General features: G+C 60.0%; 21 protein-coding genes. 10 read left to right on the top strand and 11 right to left on the bottom strand.

Features of this window, described 5'->3' with window-relative positions; all coding sequences use genetic code 11:
* Positions 1 to 126 precede the first annotated feature (126 nt).
* The 5 genes from aceF to DCS96_RS14465 form a co-directional block, all read right to left on the bottom strand.
* On the bottom strand, positions 127 to 2,016 hold the full coding sequence (gene aceF / locus DCS96_RS14445; protein WP_116475116.1) for a pyruvate dehydrogenase complex dihydrolipoyllysine-residue acetyltransferase: 1,890 nt from the start codon (positions 2,014 to 2,016) through the stop codon (positions 127 to 129).
* Positions 2,017 to 2,026: 10 nt separating this feature from the next.
* On the bottom strand, positions 2,027 to 4,687 hold the full coding sequence (gene aceE / locus DCS96_RS14450; RefSeq protein WP_116475117.1) for a pyruvate dehydrogenase (acetyl-transferring), homodimeric type: 2,661 nt from the start codon (positions 4,685 to 4,687) through the stop codon (positions 2,027 to 2,029).
* 61 nt (positions 4,688 to 4,748) lie between these two features.
* The gene (gene pdhR / locus DCS96_RS14455) at positions 4,749 to 5,510 is read right to left on the bottom strand and encodes a pyruvate dehydrogenase complex transcriptional repressor PdhR (RefSeq protein WP_116475118.1); all 762 of its coding nucleotides are present in this window, start codon (positions 5,508 to 5,510) and stop codon (positions 4,749 to 4,751) included.
* Between the two features lie 415 nt (positions 5,511 to 5,925).
* The gene (gene nadC / locus DCS96_RS14460) at positions 5,926 to 6,768 is read right to left on the bottom strand and encodes a carboxylating nicotinate-nucleotide diphosphorylase (protein WP_232818290.1); all 843 of its coding nucleotides are present in this window, start codon (positions 6,766 to 6,768) and stop codon (positions 5,926 to 5,928) included.
* 553 nt (positions 6,769 to 7,321) lie between these two features.
* Complete coding sequence (locus DCS96_RS14465; RefSeq protein WP_116475120.1) at positions 7,322 to 7,828, bottom strand: retropepsin-like aspartic protease family protein; 507 nt, start codon at positions 7,826 to 7,828, stop codon at positions 7,322 to 7,324.
* 77 nt (positions 7,829 to 7,905) lie between these two features.
* On the opposite strand from DCS96_RS14465, the gene ampD reads away from it, so the two are divergent.
* The 9 genes from ampD (at position 7,906) to mutT (ending at position 15,065) form a co-directional block, all read left to right on the top strand.
* Positions 7,906 to 8,448 carry a 1,6-anhydro-N-acetylmuramyl-L-alanine amidase AmpD gene (gene ampD, locus DCS96_RS14470; protein WP_116475121.1) on the top strand — a complete coding sequence of 181 codons (543 nt, stop codon included), beginning with the start codon at positions 7,906 to 7,908 and terminating at the stop codon, positions 8,446 to 8,448.
* A 239-nt stretch (positions 8,449 to 8,687) separates the two neighbouring features.
* Positions 8,688 to 9,125: a pilin gene (locus DCS96_RS14475; RefSeq protein WP_198650092.1), complete on the top strand. Its 438-nt coding sequence runs from the start codon at positions 8,688 to 8,690 to the stop codon at positions 9,123 to 9,125.
* A 12-nt stretch (positions 9,126 to 9,137) separates the two neighbouring features.
* Positions 9,138 to 10,853: a type IV-A pilus assembly ATPase PilB gene (gene pilB, locus DCS96_RS14480; RefSeq protein WP_116475123.1), complete on the top strand. Its 1,716-nt coding sequence runs from the start codon at positions 9,138 to 9,140 to the stop codon at positions 10,851 to 10,853.
* Positions 10,854 to 10,898: 45 nt separating this feature from the next.
* Positions 10,899 to 12,134 (top strand): type II secretion system F family protein, encoded by a 1,236-nt coding sequence (locus tag DCS96_RS14485; RefSeq protein ID WP_157953641.1) that lies wholly within the window; start codon positions 10,899 to 10,901, stop codon positions 12,132 to 12,134.
* Between the two features lie 95 nt (positions 12,135 to 12,229).
* Positions 12,230 to 13,084 carry a prepilin peptidase gene (locus DCS96_RS14490; RefSeq protein ID WP_116475125.1) on the top strand — a complete coding sequence of 285 codons (855 nt, stop codon included), beginning with the start codon at positions 12,230 to 12,232 and terminating at the stop codon, positions 13,082 to 13,084.
* Positions 13,081 to 13,695, top strand: a complete 615-nt coding sequence (gene coaE / locus DCS96_RS14495) for a dephospho-CoA kinase (RefSeq protein ID WP_232818282.1) — start codon at positions 13,081 to 13,083, stop codon at positions 13,693 to 13,695. The genes DCS96_RS14490 and coaE overlap by 4 nt, the downstream gene beginning before the upstream one ends.
* 50 nt (positions 13,696 to 13,745) lie before the next feature.
* The gene (zapD, locus tag DCS96_RS14500; protein WP_116475127.1) at positions 13,746 to 14,480 is read left to right on the top strand and encodes a cell division protein ZapD; all 735 of its coding nucleotides are present in this window, start codon (positions 13,746 to 13,748) and stop codon (positions 14,478 to 14,480) included.
* Positions 14,477 to 14,668 carry a DNA gyrase inhibitor YacG gene (yacG, locus tag DCS96_RS14505; protein WP_116475128.1) on the top strand — a complete coding sequence of 64 codons (192 nt, stop codon included), beginning with the start codon at positions 14,477 to 14,479 and terminating at the stop codon, positions 14,666 to 14,668. Before zapD ends, yacG begins: the two co-directional genes overlap by 4 nt.
* Positions 14,658 to 15,065, top strand: a complete 408-nt coding sequence (gene mutT / locus DCS96_RS14510; protein ID WP_116475129.1) for an 8-oxo-dGTP diphosphatase MutT — start codon at positions 14,658 to 14,660, stop codon at positions 15,063 to 15,065. Before yacG ends, mutT begins: the two co-directional genes overlap by 11 nt.
* 129 nt (positions 15,066 to 15,194) lie before the next feature.
* Here the strand turns inward: mutT and parC are convergent, their stop codons facing one another.
* The 6 genes from parC to nudF all read right to left on the bottom strand — a co-directional run bounded on the left by parC (position 15,195) and on the right by nudF (position 22,221).
* Entirely contained in the window at positions 15,195 to 17,453 is a 2,259-nt protein-coding gene (gene parC / locus DCS96_RS14515; protein ID WP_116475130.1) for a DNA topoisomerase IV subunit A, read from the bottom strand.
* A gap of 13 nt (positions 17,454 to 17,466) precedes the next feature.
* Positions 17,467 to 19,362 (bottom strand): DNA topoisomerase IV subunit B, encoded by a 1,896-nt coding sequence (parE, locus tag DCS96_RS14520; RefSeq protein ID WP_116475131.1) that lies wholly within the window; start codon positions 19,360 to 19,362, stop codon positions 17,467 to 17,469.
* Positions 19,363 to 19,722: 360 nt separating this feature from the next.
* Positions 19,723 to 20,292: a YqiA/YcfP family alpha/beta fold hydrolase gene (locus DCS96_RS14525; RefSeq protein WP_116475132.1), complete on the bottom strand. Its 570-nt coding sequence runs from the start codon at positions 20,290 to 20,292 to the stop codon at positions 19,723 to 19,725.
* 2 nt (positions 20,293 to 20,294) lie between these two features.
* Positions 20,295 to 21,137 (bottom strand): 3',5'-cyclic-AMP phosphodiesterase, encoded by an 843-nt coding sequence (gene cpdA / locus DCS96_RS14530; RefSeq protein WP_116475133.1) that lies wholly within the window; start codon positions 21,135 to 21,137, stop codon positions 20,295 to 20,297.
* Positions 21,134 to 21,577 (bottom strand): DUF1249 domain-containing protein, encoded by a 444-nt coding sequence (locus DCS96_RS14535; RefSeq protein WP_116475134.1) that lies wholly within the window; start codon positions 21,575 to 21,577, stop codon positions 21,134 to 21,136. Before DCS96_RS14535 ends, cpdA begins: the two co-directional genes overlap by 4 nt.
* 14 nt (positions 21,578 to 21,591) lie before the next feature.
* Positions 21,592 to 22,221, bottom strand: a complete 630-nt coding sequence (nudF, locus tag DCS96_RS14540; protein ID WP_116475135.1) for an ADP-ribose diphosphatase — start codon at positions 22,219 to 22,221, stop codon at positions 21,592 to 21,594.
* A gap of 195 nt (positions 22,222 to 22,416) precedes the next feature.
* Between nudF and tolC the strand changes: the two genes are divergently transcribed.
* Positions 22,417 to 23,724 carry an outer membrane channel protein TolC gene (gene tolC, locus DCS96_RS14545; protein ID WP_116475136.1) on the top strand — a complete coding sequence of 436 codons (1,308 nt, stop codon included), beginning with the start codon at positions 22,417 to 22,419 and terminating at the stop codon, positions 23,722 to 23,724.
* The last annotated feature ends 325 nt before the right edge of the window (positions 23,725 to 24,049 follow it).

Below are 24,049 nucleotides of genomic sequence, written 5' to 3' on the forward strand. Positions count from 1 at the left end.
TGTTCAAACAGCAGCATCTGGACAGACCAGACTCATTACGACCACTGCCAAACCAAACGGGCAAAAGTTTACTGTTCTGTCGGTAAAAAGAAAGTAAAAAGGCAGGCTAATGCCTGCCTTGTCACATTAAAGGGCTAAACGACGAAGGTCGCTCAGCACACCACTCAGCATGGTGATAAAGCGGGCACCGTCGGCACCATCGATCACCCTATGGTCATAACTCAGCGCCAGCGGCTGCATCAGACGAGGCTCGAACTCCTTGCCGTTCCACACCGGCTTGATACTGGACTTGGACACACCCAGGATGGCCACTTCCGGCGCATTCACGATGGGGGTGAACTGGGTGCCACCGATGCCGCCCAGCGACGAGATGGTGAAGCAACCGCCCTGCATGTCGGCCGCGGTCAGCTTGCCGGCGCGGGCCTTCTTGGAGATTTCACCCAGCTCCAGGGCCAACTCGCGAATGCCTTTCTTGTTGACGTCGCGCACCACAGGCACCACCAGACCATTGGGGGTATCCACCGCCACACCAATGTGCACGTACTTCTTCATCACCAGGCTTTGGCCGTCTTCCGACAGGGAAGAGCAGAACTTGGGGAAGGCTTCCAGCGCCTTGGCGGCGGCCTTCATGATGAAGATCAGCGGGGAGATCTTGTAACCCAGCTTCTGCTTCTCGGCGATGGCGTTCTCGCTCTTGCGGAACTCCTCCAGCTCGGTGATGTCGGTCTCGTCGAACTGGGTCACATGGGGAATCTTGACCCAGTTACGGTGCAGGTTCGGACCGGAGATCTTCTGGATCCGGGTCAGCGGCACTTCTTCCACTTCACCGAACTTGGCAAAGTCGACCTTGGGCCATGCCAACACCTCGAAGCCGCTGCCGGCCACGGCCACGCCTGCCGGCTGGCCTTCCACGCGCTTGATGATGGACTTGACGTAATTCTGTACGTCTTCCTTCAGAATGCGCTGCTTGGGGCCGGTGGCGGATACCTTGGACAGATCCACGCCGAATTCACGGGCCAGGCGACGAACCACCGGGGTGGCGTGCACATAGGCGTTGTTTTCCACGAAGCCGGCCTTGGCCGAGCTGGCGGCCGGAGCCGCTTTCGGCGCCTCTTTCTTGGTCGGAGCAGGAGCCTTCGGCGCCTCGGCCTTGGCGGCAGGGGCCTCACCGGCTACTTCAAACACCATCACCAGCGAGCCGGTGGACACCTTATCGCCGGTGGCGACCTTGATTTCCTTGACCACACCGGCAAAGGGCGCGGGCACCTCCATCGAGGCCTTGTCGCCTTCAACGGTAAGGATCGACTGATCGGCGGCCACCTGATCGCCCACAGAGACCATCACCTCGGTGACTTCCACTTCATCACCGCCGATATCCGGCACCTTCACGTCCTTGGCTGCCGCCGCTGCAGGCGCGGCGGCCGGTGCGGCTTCGGCGGGGGCCGCCTGGGCTGCCGGAGCCGCGGCGCCGGCCACTTCGAATACCATGATCAGGCTGCCGGTGGACACCTTGTCCCCTACCGCAATCTTGATCTCGGCCACCTTGCCGGCGAAGGGGGCCGGCACTTCCATCGAGGCCTTGTCGCCTTCGACGCTGAGCAGGGTCTGCTCTTCGCTCACGGTATCGCCGACCTTGACGGCAATCTCGGTGACTTCCACTTCGTCATCACCGATGTCCGGTACCTGGACTTCTTTCTGCACAGCGCCGGAGGCAGCGGGAGCGGATTCCGCCTTGGCTTCGGCGGCGGGCGCCGCTTGCTCGGCAGCCGGGGCGGTGTCACCGCCCTCCCCTTCAAACACCATGATCAGACTACCGGTGGCGACCTTGTCGCCCACCGCTATCTTGATTTCCTTGACCACGCCGGCGGCGGGGGCCGGCACTTCCATCGAGGCCTTATCGCCTTCGACACTGAGCAGGGACTGCTCTTCGGTGACGCTATCACCCACGGCGACCAGAATCTCGGTTACTTCAACCTCGTCCGCACCTATGTCCGGAACCAGAATATCTTTAGACATGCATTACCCCTTATGCGTACAGCGGGTTGATCTTATCAGCATCGATGCCGTATTTGCTGATGGCGTCGGCCACCACCTGCTTGTCCAGCGAGCCCTGTTTGGCCAGCTCGTTGAGGGCAGCCACCACCACATAATGGCTGTTTACCTCGAAGTGACGACGCAGGTTCTCACGGCTGTCGGAACGGCCGAAACCATCGGTACCCAGTACCTTGTAGCTGACCGACGGCATAAAGGCACGCACCTGTTCGGCGTAGTTCTTCATGTAGTCGGTGGCGGCGATGGCCGGCTCCTTGCCCATTACATGGGCGATGTAAGGCACCCTGGGCTCATCGGTCGGGTGCAGCATGTTCCAACGCTCCACGTCCTGGCCATCACGGGTCACTTCGTTAAACGAGGGAACACTGTACACATCGGAGCCGATGCCGTATTCGTCGGCCAGGATGCGGGCCGCTTCACGCACGCCGATCAGGATGGAACCTGAGCCCATCAGCTGAACCTTGCCCTTGCTGCCGGCCACGGTTTCCAGCTTGTAGATACCCTTGCGAATGCCATCCTCGGCACCGGCGGGCATCGCCGGCTGGTGGTAGTTCTCGTTCAGGGTGGTCAGATAGTAGTAGACGTTTTCCGGCTTGTCGCCGTACATGCGGCGCAGGCCATCCTGCACGATCACCGCCACTTCATAGGCGAAGGTGGGGTCATAGGTAATACAGTTGGGGATGGTGTTGGCCAGGATCTGGCTGTGACCGTCCTCGTGCTGCAGGCCTTCACCGTTGAGGGTAGTACGACCCGAGGTCGCGCCCAGCAGGAAGCCGCGGGCCTGTTGGTCACCGGCCGCCCAGCACAGATCGCCCACCCGCTGGAAACCGAACATCGAATAGTAGATGTAGAACGGGATCATGGGGCAGTCGTTGGTGCTGTAGGAAGTTGCCGCCGCCAGCCAGGAGGACATGGCGCCCAGCTCGTTGATACCTTCCTGCAACACCTGGCCCTGCTTGTCTTCCTTGTAATAGGCGACCTGCTCACGGTCCTGGGGCACATACTGCTGACCATAGGGGTTGTAGATGCCGATCTGGCGGAACAGGCCTTCCATCCCGAAGGTACGGGCCTCGTCGGCCAGAATGGGCACGATACGCTTACCGATCGACTTGTCCTTGAGCATGATGTTCAGGGAGCGGACAAAGGCCATGGTGGTGGAAATTTCCCGCTTCTGCTCTTCCAGCAACGGCTGGAACTCACTCAAGGTGGGGATATCCAGCCTAATGGTGGTCTGGGGCAAACGGGTCGGCACATAGCCCTTCAGCGCCTGGCGACGGGTGTGCAGGTATTCGTGCTCACGGGTACCTTCCTCGATCTTGAGGTAAGGCAGGTTGGGCAGCTCTTCGTCGCTGACTTCGATGTTGAAGCGGTCACGCAGGTGCTTGATCGCCGACATGTCCATCTTCTTGACCTGGTGCGCGATGTTCTTGCCTTCGGCCGCGGAACCCATGCCATAACCCTTGATGGTCTTGGCCAGGATAACGGTCGGCTTGCCCTTGGTGTCGGCAGCATTCTTGTAGGCGGCGAACATCTTGGCCGGATCATGGCCACCCCGGTTGAGGGCGAAGATTTCCTCGTCGGTCATGTCCTTGACCAGATCACGGGTCTCGGGATATTTGCCGAAGAAGTGCTCGCGCACATAGGCGCCGTCCTTGGATTTGAAGGTCTGGTAGTCGCCGTCCAGGGTTTCGTTCATCAGGTGGATCAGCTTGCCGGTCTTGTCCTTAGCCAGCAGGTCGTCCCAGCGACGTCCCCAGATAACCTTGACCACGTTCCAGCCGGCACCGGTGAACAGGCCATCCAGCTCGTTGATGATCTTGCCGTTACCCACAACAGGGCCATCGAGGCGCTGCAGGTTGCAGTTGATGATGAAGCACAGGTTGTCGAGCTTCTCACGGGCCGCGATGGTGATCGCACCCTTGGATTCCGGCTCGTCCATCTCGCCGTCACCCAGGTAGGCGTAGACCCGCTGTTCGGAACAGTCTTTCAGGCCACGGTCGGTCAGGTACTTGAGGAAACGGGCCTGATAGATGGCATTGATCGGCCCCAGCCCCATGGATACGGTCGGGAACTGCCAGAAATCCGGCATCAGCTTGGGATGGGGATAGGAGGGAATACCCTTGCCGTCCACTTCCTGGCGGAACATGTCCAGCTGGGCCTCGGTCAGACGACCTTCGGCAAAGGCTCGGGCATAGACACCGGGTGAGATATGGCCCTGGAAGAACACCAGGTCACCGCCGTCCTTGTCGTTGCGGGCACGGAAGAAATGGTTGAATGCCACTTCGTACATGGTCGCGCTGGAGGCAAAGGAAGACATGTGGCCGCCCAGGTCCAGATCCTTCTTGGAGCCGCGCAGCACTATCATGATTGAGTTCCAACGGATAATGGCGCGGATCCGCCGTTCCAGATCCCAGTTACCCGGATATTCCGGCTCTTCGTCGGGGGCGATGCTGTTGACGTAATCTGAGTGTGCATTACGCGCCACGGCAACACCGGACTGGATAGCCTTGGTGGTGAGTCGCTCATAGATGTACTGCGCGCGCTCGGGACCTTCTTGACGGATCAGAGACTCGAGGGCATCTAACCACTCTCTAGTCTCAATTGAATCCACATCATTACTCAGGATATCAGACATGGCTGTTTCCTATCTCGTTGGGGCTCCTGCCCATGGGTATCGTCATTGCCGGTTGGCATTCTTATTCCTGCTGTCGGGTACGGCGCAGGGACCGCTGAATGCGGCTTTCCTCGCGCTGAATGTCGAGCAGGGTTTCTTCAATAAAGGCCAGATGCTCATGACAAGCATCCCTGGCCTGCTCCGGCTCGCGGGCCAGTATGGTTCGGATCAGATTCGCCCTGTGTTTGCGAATCTGCTCTACCATACCCGCGCGCCGGTTAAGGATTTTTATATTGCGCAAGATACTGGACTCCAGCATCGGCTGGATGGCGCGCAGCAGGTGCAGCAGCACCACATTATGCGCCGCCGCCGCCACCGCCAGATAAAAATCGGCGGCCGCCTTGGCCTCGGCCGGCAGATCCCCGGCTTCCTGCGCCTTTACTATGGCCTGCTGGGCTTCGCGAATGGCATCAAAATCCGTTTCGGTACCGCGCATGGCGGCATAAAAGGCAGAAATGCCTTCCATGGTATGACGAAACTCCAGCAGGTCGTATTGGGACTCCGGGTGTTCTGCCAGCAACTGAAACAGCGGATCGGCCAGCCCCTTGCTGAGGGCATTCTGCACATAGGTGCCCCCCCCTTGACGGCGGGACACCAGCCCTCGGGCCTCAAGCTGCTGGATGGCCTCCCGCACCGACGGACGCGATACCGCAAACTGGCTGGCCAGCTCCCGCTCGGGAGGCAGCCGCTGACCTGGCTGAAGGCTGCCTTCCACTATCATCTGTTCCAGCTTGGCGGCGATGGTGTCGGCGAGTTTCGGCTGTTTAATCTGCTGATATGACATCTTGTCCGGCTTAATATTGGTAAGACCAATTAACACTGTTAAAAAAAGGTATCAGAAGCTTGGGTAAATGTCCAACATTATCGTCAAAATCGGACACAAAACAGGCAACTCAGACAGGGTTTCTTAGCGCTGGATCACTGAATTTAGTCTAAATTGCGGATATGACAATACAATTAAATTGGTAAGACCAAGGGGAGACGTAAACCATATGCGATCAGCCACAAGACAGCATCGATGCATGGGACCACTCCCATGCCCGTCTATCTTGATACGTCTGACAATCGGTTCCGAATAAACAGGTATCCTCAATAACAAGCACTCCCACGCTGGCTCAACGTGGGAGTGCTTATTGTGCTGCTCTGTGAATGGGTGTTTTAGATTTGCTTTACTTACGTCTTAAAGCTGACCGCTGTCTTCAGGCCTGTACCCGCATCGACAGATCCAGGGCGCAGATATGCTTGGTCAGCGCCCCCACCGAAATAAAATCCACGCCGGTGGCGGCATAGTCGGCGATGGTATCGAGGGTAACATTGCCGGAAACTTCCAACCTGGCACGGCCGGCACTGGTGGCCACCGCGGTGCGCATATCCTCGGTAGTGAAGTTGTCGAGCATGATGATATCTGCGCCGGCATTCAGTGCCTGTTCCAGCTCGACCAGGGATTCCACCTCCACTTCCACCGGCTTTTCCGGCTGCATGCGGCGGGCCTCGGCCACCGCCTTATCGATGCCGCCACAGGCAAAAATATGGTTTTCCTTGATTAGAAAAGCATCATACAGGCCCATGCGATGGTTATGCCCGCCGCCGCAGGTTACCGCGTATTTCAGCGCCTGACGCAGGCCGGGGATCGTCTTGCGGGTGTCCAGCAGGCGGCAGCGGGTGCCGGCCAGCTGATCCACATAGCGGCGGGTCGCGGTGGCCACTCCCGACAGGGTCTGGATAAAGTTCAGCGCGGTGCGCTCACCGGTCATCAGCGCCCGGGCCGGGCCGCTCAGGGTCAGCAGCCGCTGGCCGGCGGCGACCCGGTCGCCATCGGCGACAAACCATTCCAATTTAACCTCACCACCCAGCTGCAGGAAAGTCTGCTCGGCAAAGGCCCGGCCACAGAATATCCCTTCTTCACGGGTGATCAGGTGGGCCACCACCTGCTGCCCCTCGGGCAACAGCTGGGCAGTGATGTCCTGGGAGGAATCCAGGGTGCCACCCAGATCTTCGGTCAGGGCCGCGGTCACATTAAAACGAATTTCTTGTTCCAGCATCGAATCCAGCATCTTGTTCAGCCTTTTATCCAACCTTAAATATTTTAACCGTTTATCCAGAAATGAGGATCGGGCCGAGGTGATGGAAGAGCGCGGCAGAACCGACCATCAACGCCAGGGTCGAAAAATACTCCTGCATTTTCGACATTTTCGCCGTCCATGGCGGTCAGATGGCGCAGTTAAGCCCCCATGGGGCAAGCTTGCTCACCGTGACGAAGTGTTCCAGCCCAACCGAGCATCCAGTGAATGTTCGCAGTGGGTTGCAACATCGCGTGTCATGTCCTCTCCGTAAGTCAGCGTGCTGGCCCTTCCATCGCCTTATCCATACCCAAAATAACTCGGCGCTTAACGCCTATTTCTTGATTACTTTTTATCCCAATACTCGGCGTGGGAATACAGACTCCTGTTATAGCCAAGTACTTGCACTTGGGCCAAAGGGCCGGGGCTGTTATTCATGATCCCGCCCCGCTCACCCGCTGTTTCAATACTCTGCATGAGAGTACAGACAGATTCATGAAGAAGAGCCAGACTTACTGGCTTGCGGCTCCAAGCTTCAGTAATGCCTCAGCGTCATCTGCTCGCCCCGCTGGATCAGTTCAAACTGACGCAGGGCATTCATGCCCAGCAATATCTCGTCGTTATCACCGGGCATGATCACCGCGTGCAGATCGTACAGGGTGAAGGGGCCCAAAGACAGGGTTTTTACCCGGGTGCGATAACCGGTCACCGACCCCGCCGCCGTGCTCAGCCGCAACGGCTGGCCCACCACCAGCCCCAGCCGGGCCGCCACCGGCTGGGAGATGGCCACCTGGGTGGCCCCGGTATCCAGCAGAAACACCACGGGTTCGCCATTGATGGCGCCACTGGCCAGGTAATGACCCTGGCGGTTCTGCTCCAGCACTATGGTCTGGGCATCCAGCATTTGAACCTGGCGGTTGGGGTTGTATTCCTGCTCCATCTTTTGCTGAAAAAACCAGGTCAGCAGCGCCAATCCCAGCCCCCACACCAGCAGCCACATGATGCGGCCCAGCCTGCGTGGCGTATCGCTATCCTTGCCCATGCTGCCTTCCCCGGGGCTTGCCCCTTTGACCTTATCGCTTTTAGTATACCCTCAAGCTCCTTCACCCTGTGGTAAATATGTCCCTGAGCCTCTGTCCCGAGGGCTGGCTGACCCCCGCCCGCCACTGTCCTTCCCCCCATTGTGATCAACGCCCGGAGGGGGAAATCTCGCTGCTGGTGGTGCACAGCATCAGCCTGCCGCCGGGCCGCTTCGGCGGCCCCTATATCGATCAGCTGTTCCAGGGGAAACTGGACCCCGATGCCGATCCCTACTTTGCCGACATCCATCAATTGCGGGTATCGGCCCATTGCCTGATCCGCCGGGACGGCGAGCTGGTACAGTATGTGCCCTTCACCAAGCGGGCCTGGCATGCGGGCCTGTCCTGTTTCGAAGGGCGGGAGCGGTGCAATGATTTTTCCATCGGCATCGAACTGGAAGGCACCGACACCGATGCCTTCACCCCCGCCCAGTATCGGCAGCTGATCCAGGTCAGCCGGCTGCTGCTGAGCACCTATCCGGCCATCACCCGGGAGCGTATCGTCGGCCACAGCGATATTGCCCCGGGCCGCAAGACGGACCCGGGAACAGGATTCGACTGGGGGGTTATTGAACGACTCTAGGGCCGTGAACCGAGGCGTGTACCATGGCTCCCATCAGGAACAGCTAACTAGTCCAGAACCTGGGAAACAACAAGGTTAAAAAATAGACAAATTTCACGGGCTTTACCGCCGATCGATCTCAAAATTTCTGTTGATTCATTGGGCAAAGCCGGCGGGAGTTGCTATAGATATTGAGCGGGCTTCAATTAACGCCCCCGAATATAACAAGACAGCCTCTTCTCAAAGCAAGGATGATGATTATGAGCAAGATTCCAGTGAACGGCCGCCAGGGCGGCTTTACCCTGATAGAGCTGATGATAGTGGTGGCGATCGTGGCGATCCTGGCGGCGGTGGCCCTGCCGGCCTATCAGACCTATACCAAACGGGCAAAATTTAGTGAGGTAATAGCGGCAGCGGGCCCAGCTAAAACAGCTCTTGAAGTATGTGTACAGGGGTATTCCGGCTCATCACTTGCCACAGATTGCTTAGCTGCAGTTAGTGGCGCAGCGCCTTCAGCTTTTGGTGTTGTTGCATCAGTAACTGTTGCTAACACTGGCGTAATTACAGCTACAGGCACATCCGATGTCGATGGAGAAACTTTTACGCTCACTCCTTCTCCTGCTCTCACTACGATTACAGCAGGATCCAGAGTTGACTGGACCCGTGGTGGCACATGTGTAAATGCTGTTCTCTGCTAACTTAATGACTCTATGACCCAAGCCATTAACCAGGAAAGAAGCGGCCTGGCCAGAAGCCTGGCCGCTTCTTCGCTGTTGTTGCCCGAACAGCTGGAACAGGCGCTGGCCCTGGCCCGCCAGGAAGGCAAGCCGCTGAGCACCGTGCTGGTGGAGCACAGTATGCTGACCAGCCCGGAACTGGCCCGCTTCTGCGAGCAGGAATACGGCCTGACGCTGATTGATCTTGACGACTTTCAGTCCGATCAACTGCCGCCCCAGTACCTGAACCTGGACTTGATCGAGCGCCACCATGCACTGCCCGTCTACCTGCAGGGGCGGGTGCTGTACCTGGCCATGCCCGATCCCACCAATGTGGCGGCGCTGGAAGATTTCAGCTTCCGTTTCAACCTGGTCACCGACGTGCTGCTGGTGGAAGAGCACAAGCTCTCCCAGATGATTCTGAAGCTGCAGCAGGGCGGCGGCTCGGCCATGCTGGATCTCGACCATATCGATGACGCGGATATAGAACAGCTGGAGCTGGGCCAGGACAAGCCGGAGCCCGACGACGAATTCGGCCGGGGTGAAGACGACGCCCCCATAGTACGCTATATCAACAAGATCATGCTGGATGCGGTACGCCGGGAAGCCTCGGATCTGCATTTCGAACCCTACGAGCACTTTTACCGCATCCGCTTCCGCATCGACGGCCTGCTGCACGAGGTGGCCTCGCCGCCCGCCAACCTGGCCGGCCGCTTCGCCGCCCGTCTCAAGGTCATGGCCCGGCTGGATATCGCCGAGCGCCGCCTGCCCCAGGACGGCCGCATCAAGCTGAAACTGACCCGCAACCGCTCGGTGGATCTGCGGGTCAACACCCTGCCCACCCAATGGGGCGAGAAGATAGTGATCCGTATCCTCGACAGCTCGGGCGCCAAGCTGGACATAGATCAGCTGGGCTACGACGAGGCTCAGAAACAGCTGTACCTGGACGCATTGCGCCGCCCTCAGGGCATGATACTGGTGACCGGTCCCACCGGTTCAGGCAAGACGGTGTCCCTCTATACGGGCCTGAGCATACTCAATACGGTCACCGCCAACATCTCCACCGCCGAGGATCCCATCGAGATCAACCTGCCGGGCATCAACCAGGTTCAGATCAACACCAAGGCGGGCCTGACCTTTGCCCATGCCCTGCGCGCCTTCTTGCGTCAGGATCCGGACATCATCATGGTGGGCGAGATACGCGACCTGGAAACCGCCGAAATATCGGTGAAGGCGGCCCAGACCGGCCACCTGGTGCTGTCCACCCTGCACACCAATTCGGCCGCCGAAACCCTCACCCGGCTCAACAACATGGGCCTGCCCGCCTACAATATCGCCTCGTCCGTCAGCCTGATCATCGCCCAGCGGCTGGCGCGTAAGCTGTGCGGGCACTGCAAGGCCCCGGAGCAAGTCCCCGCCGAGCAGCTGCTGGTCCTGGGCTTCAGCCAGGCCCAGCTGGACAGGGGCGTGGCCCTGCACAAGGCGGTGGGCTGCGACCAGTGCACCGACGGTTACAAGGGGCGCATCGGCGTGTATGAGGTGATGCCGATGAGCGAAACCCTGGCCAACCTGATCATGGAAGGCGCCAGCTCCCTGGCCCTGGCCAAGGCGGCGGAAACGGACGGCATGATGACGCTGCGCCGTTCGGCCCTGGAAAAGGCCAGGCTGGGGCTGATCAGCCTGGCGGAAGTCAACCGGATAACCGGATAACCGGTTATCCAGAAGCCTCTTCAAGCTCATAATAGGGATATCATGATGGCGGCTGCATACCAGGCAACGACCCACAAGCTCCATTCCTATAAATGGGAAGGAGTCAACCGCCGGGGGCAGAAGCTCTCCGGCTATATCCAGGCAGTCAACAACCAGGCGGTCAAACGGGAACTGCAACGCCAGGGGATCAAGTCGACCCGAATACGACGACGCAGCCAGGGTGGCCTGTTCCTGCCCCGCGACAAGGTCAAGCCGGTGGATATCGCCATCATCACCCGCCAGGTAGCCACCATGCTGAGTGCCGGCGTGCCCCTGGTACAGAGCCTGCAAATGATCGGCCACTCCTATGACAAAGCCAGTGTGCGCGATCTGGTCGGACGGCTCGCCGCCGATGTGGAGTCGGGCACCCCTGTCTCGGAGGCACTGAAAGAATACCCCCGCTTCTTCGATACGCTTTATTGCGACCTGGTGCGGTCCGGCGAGCAGACCGGCTCCCTGGATCTTATCTTCGACCGTATCGCCATCTACCGGGAAAAGGCAGAGGCCCTCAAGTCCAAGATAAAGAAGGCACTCTTCTATCCGGCCATGGTACTGCTGGTAGCCATCGTGGTTACCGCCATCCTGCTGCTGTTCGTGATCCCCCAATTCGAGGAAATCTTCGCCGGCTTCGGCGCCCCCCTACCCGCCTTTACCCAGATGGTGATCGCCCTGTCTCGCTGGCTGCAGGCCTGGTGGATCTATCTGCTGGCGGCGCTCATGGTCGGCGTCTTCCTCTATGTACGGGCCTGGCGCCACTCCCAGAAGGTACGCGATGCCACGGATCGTTTTATCCTGCGCATCCCTGTGGTGGGCAAGATACTGCACAAGGCGGCGGTCGCCCGCTTTGCCCGTACCCTGGCAACCACCTTCTCTACCGGTATCCCACTGGTCGAAGGCCTGCTATCCTCGGCCGGCGCCGCGGGCAATGTTGTCTATAGCCAGGCGGTACTGGGTATGCGCGACGAGGTAATCGCCGGCATCCAGATGAACCATGCCATGCGCGCCACCCAGCTATTCCCGGATATGGTGGTGCAGATGGTAATGATCGGCGAGGAATCCGGTGCCATCGACGATATGATGAACAAGGTGGCGACCATCTATGAGCAGGAGGTCGATGACGCCGTTGACGGCCTGACCAGCCTGATCGAACCGCTGATCATGGTGGTTTTGGGTATACTGGTGGGCGGCATGGTAATCGCCATGTATCTGCCCATCTTCAATCTGGGCAGTGTGATCAAGTAAGCTATCAGCAAAAATATACAAGATCACACCGGGCCGTCTGGTCCTGCCGCTCAGGATCCATGGTTGACGGCTGAACATCCAATACAGGAAACACAATGGTGCACATGCTAGACAATCCCGTCTTACTCTATTCGCTGGTGTCGCTGCTGGGGTTGCTGGTGGGCAGCTTTCTGAATGTGGTGATCCACCGGCTGCCGCTGATGTTGGAGCGCCAATGGCGGCGGGAATGTGCCGAGCTCGGTGGTGAAACGCCACAAGACGAGCCGGCCCTCAACCTGTGCCGGCCCCGCTCCCGCTGTCCCCATTGCCGGCACCAGCTGGGGGCGCTGGACAACATCCCGCTGCTGAGCTGGCTGTGGCTGCAGGGACGCTGCCGCTATTGTCGCGAGCCCATCTCCCGCCGTTATCCGCTGGTCGAGCTGGCCAGCGCCGGGCTTGCCGCGCTGGCCCTGTGGCGTTTCGGCGTCAGCCCGGCCCTGGCGGGTGCCCTGGTGCTGGGCTGGACCCTGCTGTGCCTGACGCTGATCGATCTGGATCACCTGCTACTGCCCGATCACCTGACCCTTCCGCTGTTGTGGCTGGGGCTGCTGGTTAATCTCAACGGACTGTTCGTGCCTCTGGACGACGCCGTGCTCGGTGCCGTATTCGGCTACGGCGTACTCTGGAGCCTGTACTGGTTGTTTCTGCTTGCCACCGGCAAGGAAGGCATGGGCTACGGCGACTTCAAACTGCTGGCGGCGCTCGGCGCCTGGTTTGGCTGGCAATCCTTGTTGCCTATCCTGCTGCTGGCTTCCTTTACCGGCGCCCTGGCCGGCCTGGCACTGATGGCCAGTCGCAAGCTCGGCCAGGACAGGGTGCTGCCCTTCGGCCCGGCCCTGGCACTGGGTGGCGCCCTCTATCTATTATGGGGACCGGGAATGATGAAACTGTACTGGAGCCTGGCACTGTGAGCTTTATTGTAGGACTGACCGGCGGCATCGGCAGCGGCAAAAGCACGGTCGCCGACCTGTTCGCCGGCCTGGGAGTAGAGGTGGTGGATGCGGATCTGATCGCCCGCGACCTGGTCGCACCGGGGGAGCCGGCCCTGGCGGCCATCGCCGAGCACTTTGGCCATGACGTGCTGCACCGTGACGGCAGCCTCGACAGGCGCGCCCTGCGAGCGCGGGTATTTGAACATCCGGAACACAAGGACTGGCTGAATGCCCTGCTGCATCCGCTGATCCGAGAGCGTATGGTTGCGGCCTGCGCCGCCGCCCGCTCGCCCTATTGCCTGCTGGTGGTGCCCCTGCTGGTGGAAAACAACCTGACCGGACTGGTGCAGCGGGTACTGGTGGTAGACGTCGCTCCCGAACAACAGCTGACCCGCACCATGGCCCGGGACAACGCCGATGAAAGTCAGATCAAGGCCATCATGGCCGCCCAGGCCAGCCGAGAGCAACGCCTTACGGCAGCCGATGACGTACTGGATAACAATGGCCCGGACAAAAACGCCCTGATCGCGGCGATCGAAGTCCTGCACCGGCAATATCTGGCCCTTAGCGCTCAACATGGACGTCCTTAGCGGGTACACTCTTGGCACTGTTGTCGTAACAGCGTGTCGGCCGGAGTCTTATGTCACCACTGCTTTATGAATTTCCGCTTAATGAAAAATGTCGTAGCTATCTGCGCCTCGATGATCTGTTTCAACAGCTTCAGGCGTGCCGTACACTGAATACGGCGGGTCAGGCGGTGGCACTATTCAAGGCCCAGCTGGACGTACTTGAGCTGCTGGAGCGTTGTGATCTGCGCACCGAGCTGGCCAAGGATCTGGCCTCCCAGCAAGCCAGGCTCGACGCCTGGGCCCGGGTCCCCGGCGTCGATGCAGACGCCCTGGCGCAGCTGAGCGAGCAGCTGGCCAGACTGAGCCACGCCCTGCCCAGGACCCCACGTCTGGGGCAGTTTTTGCGGGAGGACAAGTTTCTGGCCGCCATTCGCAACCGCTTCGCCATTCCTGGCGGCCTGTGTGCCTTCGATGTGCCCCAGCTCCATTACTGGCTGAACCTGCCGGCCGAGCGACAGCAGCAGGATATCAACGGCTGGCTCAGCCATACCCAGCTGTTGCAGGATGGTCTGGCGCTGCTGCTAACCCTGTGGCGGGAAGCCAGTCAATTCCGTCCCCAGCGAGCTATGACCGGTTTCTACCAGGACAACGCAGAGCAAACCGAGATGATCCGCCTGCGCCTGCCGGCCGAGCTTGCCGTTTATCCCGTGGTCAGCGGCAACAAGTACCGTTTTACCATACGCTTTATGCCGGTCGACGAAATGGAGATCGGCAACCTGGATTTTGAATTGGCCAATATAAAATGAACAAACCCCTGATTGTTTCCTGCCCGACCTGCCAAACCCCGGTGGTATGGAATGAGCAGAGCCCCTTCCGCCCCTTTTGCAGCAAGCGCTGCCAACTGATCGATCTGGGCGAGTGGGCCGACGAAGAAAAACGCATCCCCGGCGATCCCGCCTGGCTGCCCGAACAGGATGATGAAAATGAGTACTGAGACCCTCAAGAAGTCCGTACTGGTGGCGGTCGGGGTGGTCGAAAACAGGCTCGGCGAGATCTTTATCTGCCGGCGCGGCGCCAGCCAGCATCAGGCCCATAAATGGGAGTTCCCCGGCGGCAAGGTGGAAGCCGGTGAAACCGTGCCCCAGGCCCTGGCCCGGGAGCTGGCCGAGGAAATCGGCATAGCAGTGCAGGCCTGCCAGCCCTTTATGCGTATCGAGCACGACTACGGAGACAAGCGGGTGATACTCGACATCCGCAGGGTCACCGCCTTTGACGGCGAGCCGCACGGCCTGGAAGGCCAGCCCAGCCGCTGGGTACCGCTGGACGAACTGCATAACTACGACTTCCCCGCCGCCAACAGCCCCATTGTGGAAAAGCTGCAACAAATGTAGCCGGAGGCCGGAAGAATGTATACAGGTGCCTGGCTTAAGCGAGCTATACACTCCCACGCCTGAGCGTGGGAGCGAGAAACAACCTTCAATAAAAACCGGGCTGCACAGGCCCGGTTTTTACTTCCAGCTTCAAGCTTGAGTGGTTTCGATCTCCAGGCTGTCCACCCGTTGCAGGCCGCGGGGCAGCAGGGCGCCGCGGCGGCCGCGCTCGCCCTGGTAGTGGGCCAGATCGGCGGGCTTGAGGGTCAGCTTGCGCTTGCCGGCGTGCAGGGTCACGCTGGCCCCCTCGGACACCACCGCCAGCTGCTTGATGTAGTCTTCCCGGGCCTGCACCTTGACCCCGGTAATGCCGACCAGCTTGTTGCCCTTGCCCTTGGCCAGCATGGGCAGGTCCTTGAGCGGGAACAGCAGCATGCGGCCCTCGTTGGTCACCACCAGGCACAGCTCGCTGTCCACCTGTGACACCGGCACGGGTTTCAGTACCTCGCCGCCGGCGGGCAGGGTGAGCAGCGCCTTGCCGTTCTTGTTACGGCTGACCATGTCACCATAGCGGCAGACAAAGCCGTAACCGGCATCGGAGGCCAGCAGATAGAGCCGCTCTTCGTCGCCGGTGAGCACAAAGCGGGCCTGCTCCCCCGGGCTCAGGCTGCAACGGCCGGTGAGCGGCTCCCCCTGGCCCCGGGCCGAGGGCAGGCTGTGGGCATCCAGGCCATAGGCCCGGCCGCTGCTCGACAGGAACACTGCCATCTGGTTGCTGCGCCCGGAGGCGGCATCGAGGAAGCCGTCGCCGGCCTTGTAGCTGAGCCCGGTGCCGTCCACCTCATGGCCCTTGGCGGAGCGGATCCAGCCCTTCTCCGACAGCACTATGGTCACCGGTTCGCTCGGCACCAGCTCTTTTTCGCTCAGGGCCCTGGCTTCTTCCCGCTCCACCAGGGGCGAGCGTCTGTCATCGCCGTATTTGTCGGCGTCGGCCAGAATTTCCTTCTTGAGCAGGGTGCTGAGGCGGCGCTCGGAGCCCAGGATCTGGGCCAGCTTGTCGCGCTCGGCGGCCAGCTCGTCCTGCTCGCCGCGGATCTTCATTTCCTCGAGCTTGGCCAGGTGGCGCAGTTTCAGCTCAAGGATGGCCTCGGCCTGAATATCGGTGAGGCCGAAGCGCGCCATCAGCACCGACTTGGGCTCGTCCTCGGCTCGAATGATCTCGATCACCTCGTCGATATTGAGGAAGGCGATCAGCAATCCAGCAAGGATATGCAGCCGGGCCTCGACCTTGTCGAGCCGGTATTGCAGCCGGCTGCGCACCGTCTCACGGCGATATTGCAGCCATTCGCCGAGAATGACGTCCAGGCTCTTCACCTGAGGCCGGTTGTCCAGCCCCAGCATGTTGAGGTTGACCCTGTAGTTCTTCTCCAGATCCGTGCTGGCGAACAGGTGCTGCATCAGCTGTTCCACGTCCACCCGGTTGGAGCGGGGAATGATCACCAGCCGGGTCGGGTTCTCGTGATCCGACTCGTCGCGCAAATCCGCCACCATGGGCAGCTTCTTGGCCTGCATCTGGCCGGCGATCTGCTCAAGTATTTTGGCGCCGCTGGCCTGATGGGGCAGCGCGGTGATCACGATGTCGCCCTGCTCCATCCGGTAGACGGCGCGCATCTTGATGCTGCCCTTGCCGGTTTCGTAAATCTTCTGAATATCGGCTTTAGGGGTAATGATCTCGGCCTGGGTCGGGTAATCGGGCCCGGCCACATGGGCCATCAGCTCGGCCACGGTGGCCTTGGGATTGTCCAGCAGGTGCACGCAGGCGTTGGCCAGCTCCCGGGCGTTGTGGGGCGGAATGTCGGTGGCCATGCCCACCGCAATGCCGGTCACACCATTAAGCAGTATGTGCGGCAGCCGGGCCGGCAACATGCGCGGCTCCTTCATGGTGCCGTCGAAGTTGGGTATCCACTCCACCGTGCCCTGGCCCAGCTCACTCAGCAGCAGCTCGGAGAAGCGCGATAGCCGGGCCTCGGTATAGCGCATGGCGGCGAACGACTTGGGATCGTCCGGCGCGCCCCAGTTGCCCTGGCCGTCCACCAGGGGGTAGCGATAGGAAAAGGGCTGGGCCATCAGCACCATGGCCTCGTAACAGGCGGAGTCGCCGTGGGGGTGGTATTTACCCAGCACGTCACCCACGGTACGGGCGGACTTCTTGTGCTTGGAGAGGGCCGACAGCCCCAGCTCGCTCATGGCGTAAATAATACGGCGCTGTACCGGCTTGAGGCCGTCGCCGATATGCGGCAGGGCCCTGTCCATGATCACGTACATGGAGTAGTTCAGATAGGCCTGCTCGGTGAAGGTATGCAGCGGCAGGCGCTCCACCCCTTCCATGGTAAAGTCTTGATTGCTCATTATATTATTATCCTCAGGCCAGGGGATCGACCATATTGCCCTTGGTTTCCAGCCATTCCCGGCGATCGCCGGCACGTTTCTTGGCCAGCAGCATGTCCATCAGCTTTTCGGTGGCCTCGACGTCGTCCACGGTCAGCTGCACCAGCCGGCGGGTGTTGGGATCCAGGGTGGTTTCCCGCAGCTGCTTGGGGTTCATCTCACCCAGGCCTTTAAAGCGGGTGACCTGCACCTTGCCCTTTTTCTTCTCGGCGCGAATGCGCTCCAGCACACCGTCGCGCTCGTCTTCATCCAGGGCGTAGAACACTTCCTTGCCCACGTCGATGCGGTACAGTGGCGGCATGGCTACAAACACGTGCCCCGCCGCCACCAGATGGCGGAAGTGACGCACGAACAGGGCGCACAACAGGGTGGCGATGTGCAGGCCGTCGGAGTCGGCGTCGGCGAGAATACATACCTTGCCGTAGCGCAGGCCGGACAGATCGTCGGAGTCCGGATCCAGGCCGATGGCCACCGAGATGTCGTGCACTTCCTGGGACGCCAACACCTGGCCGGACTCCACTTCCCAGGTATTAAGAATTTTCCCACGCAGGGGCATGATGGCCTGAAACTCCCGGTCCCGGGCCTGCTTGGCACTGCCGCCGGCCGAGTCCCCTTCCACCAGGAACAGCTCGCCCTGCAGCGGATCGGAGCAGGCGCAGTCGGTGAGTTTGCCGGGCAGCGCCGGCCCCTGGGTCACCTTCTTGCGCACTACCTTCTTGGCCTGGCGCAGCCGACGCTGGGCGCTGCTAATGCACAGTTCGGCGAGCTGCTCGGCCAGCTCGATATGCTGGTTCAGCCACAGGCTGAAGGCATCTTTCACCACCCCGGAGACGAAGGCCGCGCACTGGCGGGACGACAGCCGCTCCTTGGTCTGACCAGCGAATTGGGGATCCTGCATTTTCACCGAAAGGATGTAGGCGCAGCGCTCCCAGATATCGTCCGGAGTCAGCTTGACGCCCCGAGGCAGCAGGTTGCGGAATTCGCAGAACTCGCGCATGGCATCCAGCAACCCCTGGCGCAGGCCGTTGACGTGGGTGCCCCCCTGGGCGGTAGGGATCAGGTTGACGTAGCTTTCTCCCAGGGTCTCGCCCCCTTCGGGCAGCCAGCACAGGGCCCAGTCCGCCGCCGAATGTTCGGCAGCAAAGCTGCCCACGAAGGGCGCCTCCGGCAGGCAGGGAGACTCCTTGACCGCTTCCACCAGGTAATCCTTGAGACCGTCCTCATAGCACCACTCCAGGGTTTCGCTATTGGCCTTGTCGTCGAAACGAATGGCCAGCCCCGGGCACAGCACCGCCTTGGCCCGCAGCAGGTGCTTGAGCCGGGTGGCGGAGAAGCGGGGCGAGTCGAAGTAACTGCCGTCAGGCCAGAACCGCACCCGAGTGCCGGTATTGCGCTGGCCGCAGGTGCCGGTCACGGTGAGCTCGCTCACCTTGTTACCGTGCTCGAAGGCCATCTCGAACACCTGGCCGCCTCGGCGCACCTGGACCTCCACTCGCGAACTTAGGGCATTGACCACGGAGATGCCCACCCCGTGCAGGCCGCCGGAGAACTGGTAGTTCTTGTTGGAGAACTTGCCGCCGGCGTGCAGCTTGCTGAAGATCAGCTCCACCCCGGAAATGCCCTCTTCCGGGTGAATGTCCACCGGCATGCCGCGGCCGTCGTCGATCACCTCGAGGGACTGATCCTCGTGCAGGATCACCTCGATTTTACGGGCGTGGCCGGCCAGGGCCTCGTCCACGCTGTTGTCGATGACTTCCTGGCCAAGGTGGTTGGGACGGGTGGTGTCCGTATACATGCCGGGGCGACGTCGCACCGGCTCCAGGCCATTGAGTACCTCAATGGCGTCGGCAGTATATTGGCTCGATGTCATGTTGACCTTCGGTAATCAGGGGTTATCGGCGGATCTTACTACTCGCAGCCCATTGCGGGAAGCGGGAAGCAAAACAGCCGGCTGAAAGTGAAAGCCGGAAATATTGTCGTTTGCAGGGCAGTGCACTACCGTCGGTCAAAGCGCACTGCTTCGCCGGCACGCCATAAACCCCTCCCTGGGGGCTCCGTTGCGCCTTCCATGGCGGTCGGATGGCATGTGCCGAGCGACACAGGGAGGTGCTTGAAGCGTGACGGCGGAGTGCAACCGCGCTGCTGCTTCGTTTTACAGCGGGACCAGATTAATGACGGTATGCATTCCCACGCAGAGCCTGGGAACGAGGAAGTCTTCGTTTACCGGAGCCTAGAGCTGCAAAAACCGGACGACTTGGGCACAGTAGTGTTCGAAGCCGACAAAGGAATGATCGCCGCCCTTCTGGATGCAGACCCGGGCGAAGCGGTAGTACTCCAGCGCCTCGCGGTAGTCGAGCACCTCATCCTCCTGTTGTTGCAGCAGCCAGATACGATCCAGACAGGAGGGCTTATCAACCCGCAGGGCTTCCAGCTCGGCCATATGCGCCTCGCTGAGCTGATAACGCTCATCCGTGTAGGGGTTTTGCTGCGCGCCCAGATAATCACGCAACAGGATATGGGGATTGACCGCCGGATTGATTACCACGGCCCGCACCCCGAACTGCTCGGCCACCCGGGTGGCCCAGAAACCGCCGAGCGAGCTGCCGGCCACGCCGAAAGGCCCCTCCAGCTCTTCACAGAGGGTTGCTATCTGGGACCAGGCTAGCGCCGGCGTGGCCGCTATCTGCGGACAGACAAAACGGATGTCGGGCCTGTGCTGTTGCAGATGCTCCTGCATCAGCCGGGCCTTGACCGAGTTGGGCGAGGAATTAAAGCCGTGCAGGTAAAGCATGTTAGCCATAATCAATATCCCTTGGCACTAAAATCCGGCACAAAGGTTGCCGGCGGCAAGCGCCATATCTGGGTACTGAGGCGACCGTCGGGATAGAGTGACAGGGCCCGCCAGCCGGGCGCCGTGGTATCCAGGGCAAATTCATCGGACAGGGGCTTGAACTGGATACAGGTCGAAGGACTGGCCAGGTAACGTACCCCCTCATGCACCTCATCAAAGCCCTGATGCACATGACCGAACAACACGGCCGTACTGGCCTGATGCCGCGCCAGCAGGGCCCTGAAGGCACCGGCATTCTTGAGATCATGCTGATCCAGCCAGGCACAACCTACCGGCACCGCCTGATGATGTACCGCCACCAGCAGGTGATGCCGGGGGAATTGGCTGATCGCCTGTTCCAGCAGGGTGAGCTGCCCCTCTGACAGTTCGCCATGGACCTTACCGCCAAGCTGGGTGTCCAGCAACAGCAGCTGCCAATGGTCGAACAACAGGTGCTTGGCATCGCTGATCCCGGCCAGCTCCAGCATCTGTTGCATCACGGGGGCATCATCATGGTTGCCCGGCAACCAATAGACAGGCGGGCTCAGCTCACTCATCAGGTTGGTAAAATGGGCATAGGACTCTGGGCTGTGATCCTGGGACAGATCGCCGGTCGCCAGGATCGCATCCCTGGGAGTCGGATCAGCACGCACGGCATCCACCACGGCCCGGCAACTGTGCCAGGTGGCAATGCCCAACAGGTCGGTGTCTTTATCGGCAAAGAGGTGGGTATCGGTGATCTGCAGCAGCTCGACCACCCCGTCTGCTCGGTGGGCGGTGGCGTGGGCTGTGTTAAGGCAAAAGGCGTCGTTCAAACTTGTTTAACCGTGCTGAATCCGTGGTGTAGGCAACATCTCAACCATTCGGCGAGAAAGAAGTTAACTTGTTCTTTTTCATTAGGATGGTGCATGTTTTTATTGGGGTAATGATAGCTTGGCTTGAGCACAAAAATCTGCTGGCTGGCACACACTTCGGCCATGCGCACATCGTGGTACAGGCGGACTTTCACCCGCATACGCATAAAACAGGGCAGGTTCGGACTGCACTGCTCCACGGAAACATGCCAGGTATAGGGGGCGGTTTCCAGCACCTTGAGTACAAACAGCAGCTGATCATTGATCCCCACGGACCGGCTCTCGCCCGCCGCTGCACCAGGGGGCAGGAGTTTCATCAGCGCCAGATAGTTGGTATCACAGGTGCGCTGCAACGCCTTTAGATCCGGCACATATCTGCGTGCCGTTGCGGTAGTAACCAAGTGGTAATTCCTCCTTACCGTTTTCCCCACAGCCGATTGCGGTTAAGCTCCAACCATTGTAATGCGATCACGCTGGCGGCATTATCAATTTTTTCAGCCAGCAGCCAGGTCATCGCCAGCTCGCGGGAGACCCGCAGTACCCGTATATCTTCCCCTTCGGTGGCCAGACCCGCATGGGTTGCCGCCTGGCTCGCATCCACTTCGCCAATAAACACTGTGATGCGTTCGCTGCAGCCACCCGGGCTTGAAAAATAACCCAGTGCCCGGGTCAGGGTAGTGATGGTCAGGCCGGCTTCCTCCCCGGCCTCCCGCCGGGCCACTTCCTCTTCAGATTCACCCGCCTCCACAATGCCGGCCACTATCTCCAGCAGCCAGGGCGAGTCACCCTGCTCAATGGCACCCACTCGGAACTGCTCGACCAACACCACTTCATCACGGACAGGATCATAGGGTAACACAGCCACCGCATGACCCCGCTCAAACAGTTCACGGGTCAATATCTGGCTCCAGCCCCCGCCGAACAGCTTGTGCCTAAGACGCAGCCTCAACATGCGAAAAAACCCCCGGTAGGCGGTTTCCCGCCCAACTATCTGCATATCATCCCGACCAAAGGCGGTCGCCTGGGGGTCATCTTTCGTTGTCATACTGACTCCTGCTTGACATTTAAACCGCAGATTTTAGACTAGCGGTAATGAATGAACGTTCATTTACACTCAACCCCGGGTCGAATAACGGGCATATCCAGCTATGTTATCGCTATACTGAGCACGCTAAAAATACAGTGCCTGCCGACAGTCGGCGCCCGTACGGTAGAGCTTCACCATTAAGGCTACTTTCAGATGAAAAAATCGCTTTTATCTACCCTGATATTATTGTTCGCGACAGGCACGGCCAAGGCCGAGGATCTGCTGGATGTCTATCGGCAAGCTACCCTCAACGACCCCCTGGTGCGAGAGGCCAAGGCCAACCGGGACGCCGCCTTTGAAAAAATCAACGAATCCCGCGCGCCCCTGCTGCCCCAGATCAACCTGGACGCCGGTACCGGCTATACCAAAAGCAACCACGACGACAGAACCACCCGTACCTCGGCCAACGTGGGGGCCAACCTGAGTCAGGCCCTGTACCGCCGTTCCAGCTGGGTCAACCTGGATATTACCGAAAAAACCGCGGCCCAGGGCGAGGTCTCCTACAAACAGACCCAACAGACCCTGATCCTCCGCGCCACCCAAGCCTATTTCGATGTGCTCAAGGCAGAAGACACCCTGAGTTTTGTCCAGTCCAACAAGGAAGCGGTCGGCCGCCAACTGGAGCAGACCAGACAACGTTTCGAGGTGGGCCTGAGCGCCATGACCGATGTGCACGAGGCCCAGGCCCAGTATGATCAGGCCCTGGCCGACGAGATAGTGGCGGAAAACCAGCTCAACAACAGCAAGGAAGTACTCCGTGAACTGACCGGCATGAATTATGCCTCGTTACAGCCGCTCAATACCGACACCTTCAGCCCGCAGAAACCGGAAAACAGTGCCGACACCTGGCTGGAGATCGCCTTGGAGCAGAACCTGGAGCTGCACAGCCAGCGTATCCTCAAGGATATCGCCAATGAACAAATCAGCCTGGCCAAGAGCGGTCATCAACCAACCCTGGATCTGAATGCGGGACTCAACAGCACTTATACCGACACCGAGCAAAGCGGCTTCGGTACCAGTGACGGCAGCATCAACGAGGGGACGGTCGGGTTGTCTTTCTCCCTGCCGCTGTATACCGGTGGCGCAACCAGCTCCCAGGTGAAACAGGCCCAACACAACTATGTGGCCGCCAGCGAACGGCTCGAGCGCAGTTTCCGCTCGGTGCAGAGCCAGGTCTATTCCTCTTTCAATGATGTCAATGGTGCCATCGGCTCGGTACGCGCCTTCGAGCAACTGGTGATATCGGCCGAAAGCGCGCTCAGTGCCACCGAAGCCGGCTATGAAGTGGGTACCCGCACCATAGTGGATGTACTCAACGCCACCCGCCAGCTGTATGACGCCAAGCAGAAGCTGTCCGAGGCCCGCTACAACTATATTTTGAGCCAACTGCAGCTGAAGCAGGCCGCCGGCAACCTGACCGAACAGGATCTGCTGGACATCAACGCCGGCCTGCGCAAGTAACCGGAAAGCCGGGGCGGTCATTCAGCTCGCCCTCCCCTTGACCTGACACTGTTCAGTTAAGGGGGCGCTCGACTAAGTCGACCCTTGGCGTCATGGCCGAAAAGTGCTCCTGCCGTTCCGGCATTCCCGCCCCCCATGGCGGTCAGTGACGCCGTCGAGCCCTCAGGGATAGAAGCTCGACGCGTCTGCATATGCTTGAAGACCCCTTTCTGCTTAAGTGAACAGCTCTCTCCTTGACCGACTTCCCTGAAATCCGGATACCCAGCCCTGCCGCCAATCATAGTGGACGATAATCAAGTTCGGTTATCTGGATTACACTTAACAG

This window comes from Zobellella maritima (assembly GCF_003075035.1).
Lineage (GTDB): Bacteria > Pseudomonadota > Gammaproteobacteria > Enterobacterales > Aeromonadaceae > Oceanimonas > Oceanimonas maritima.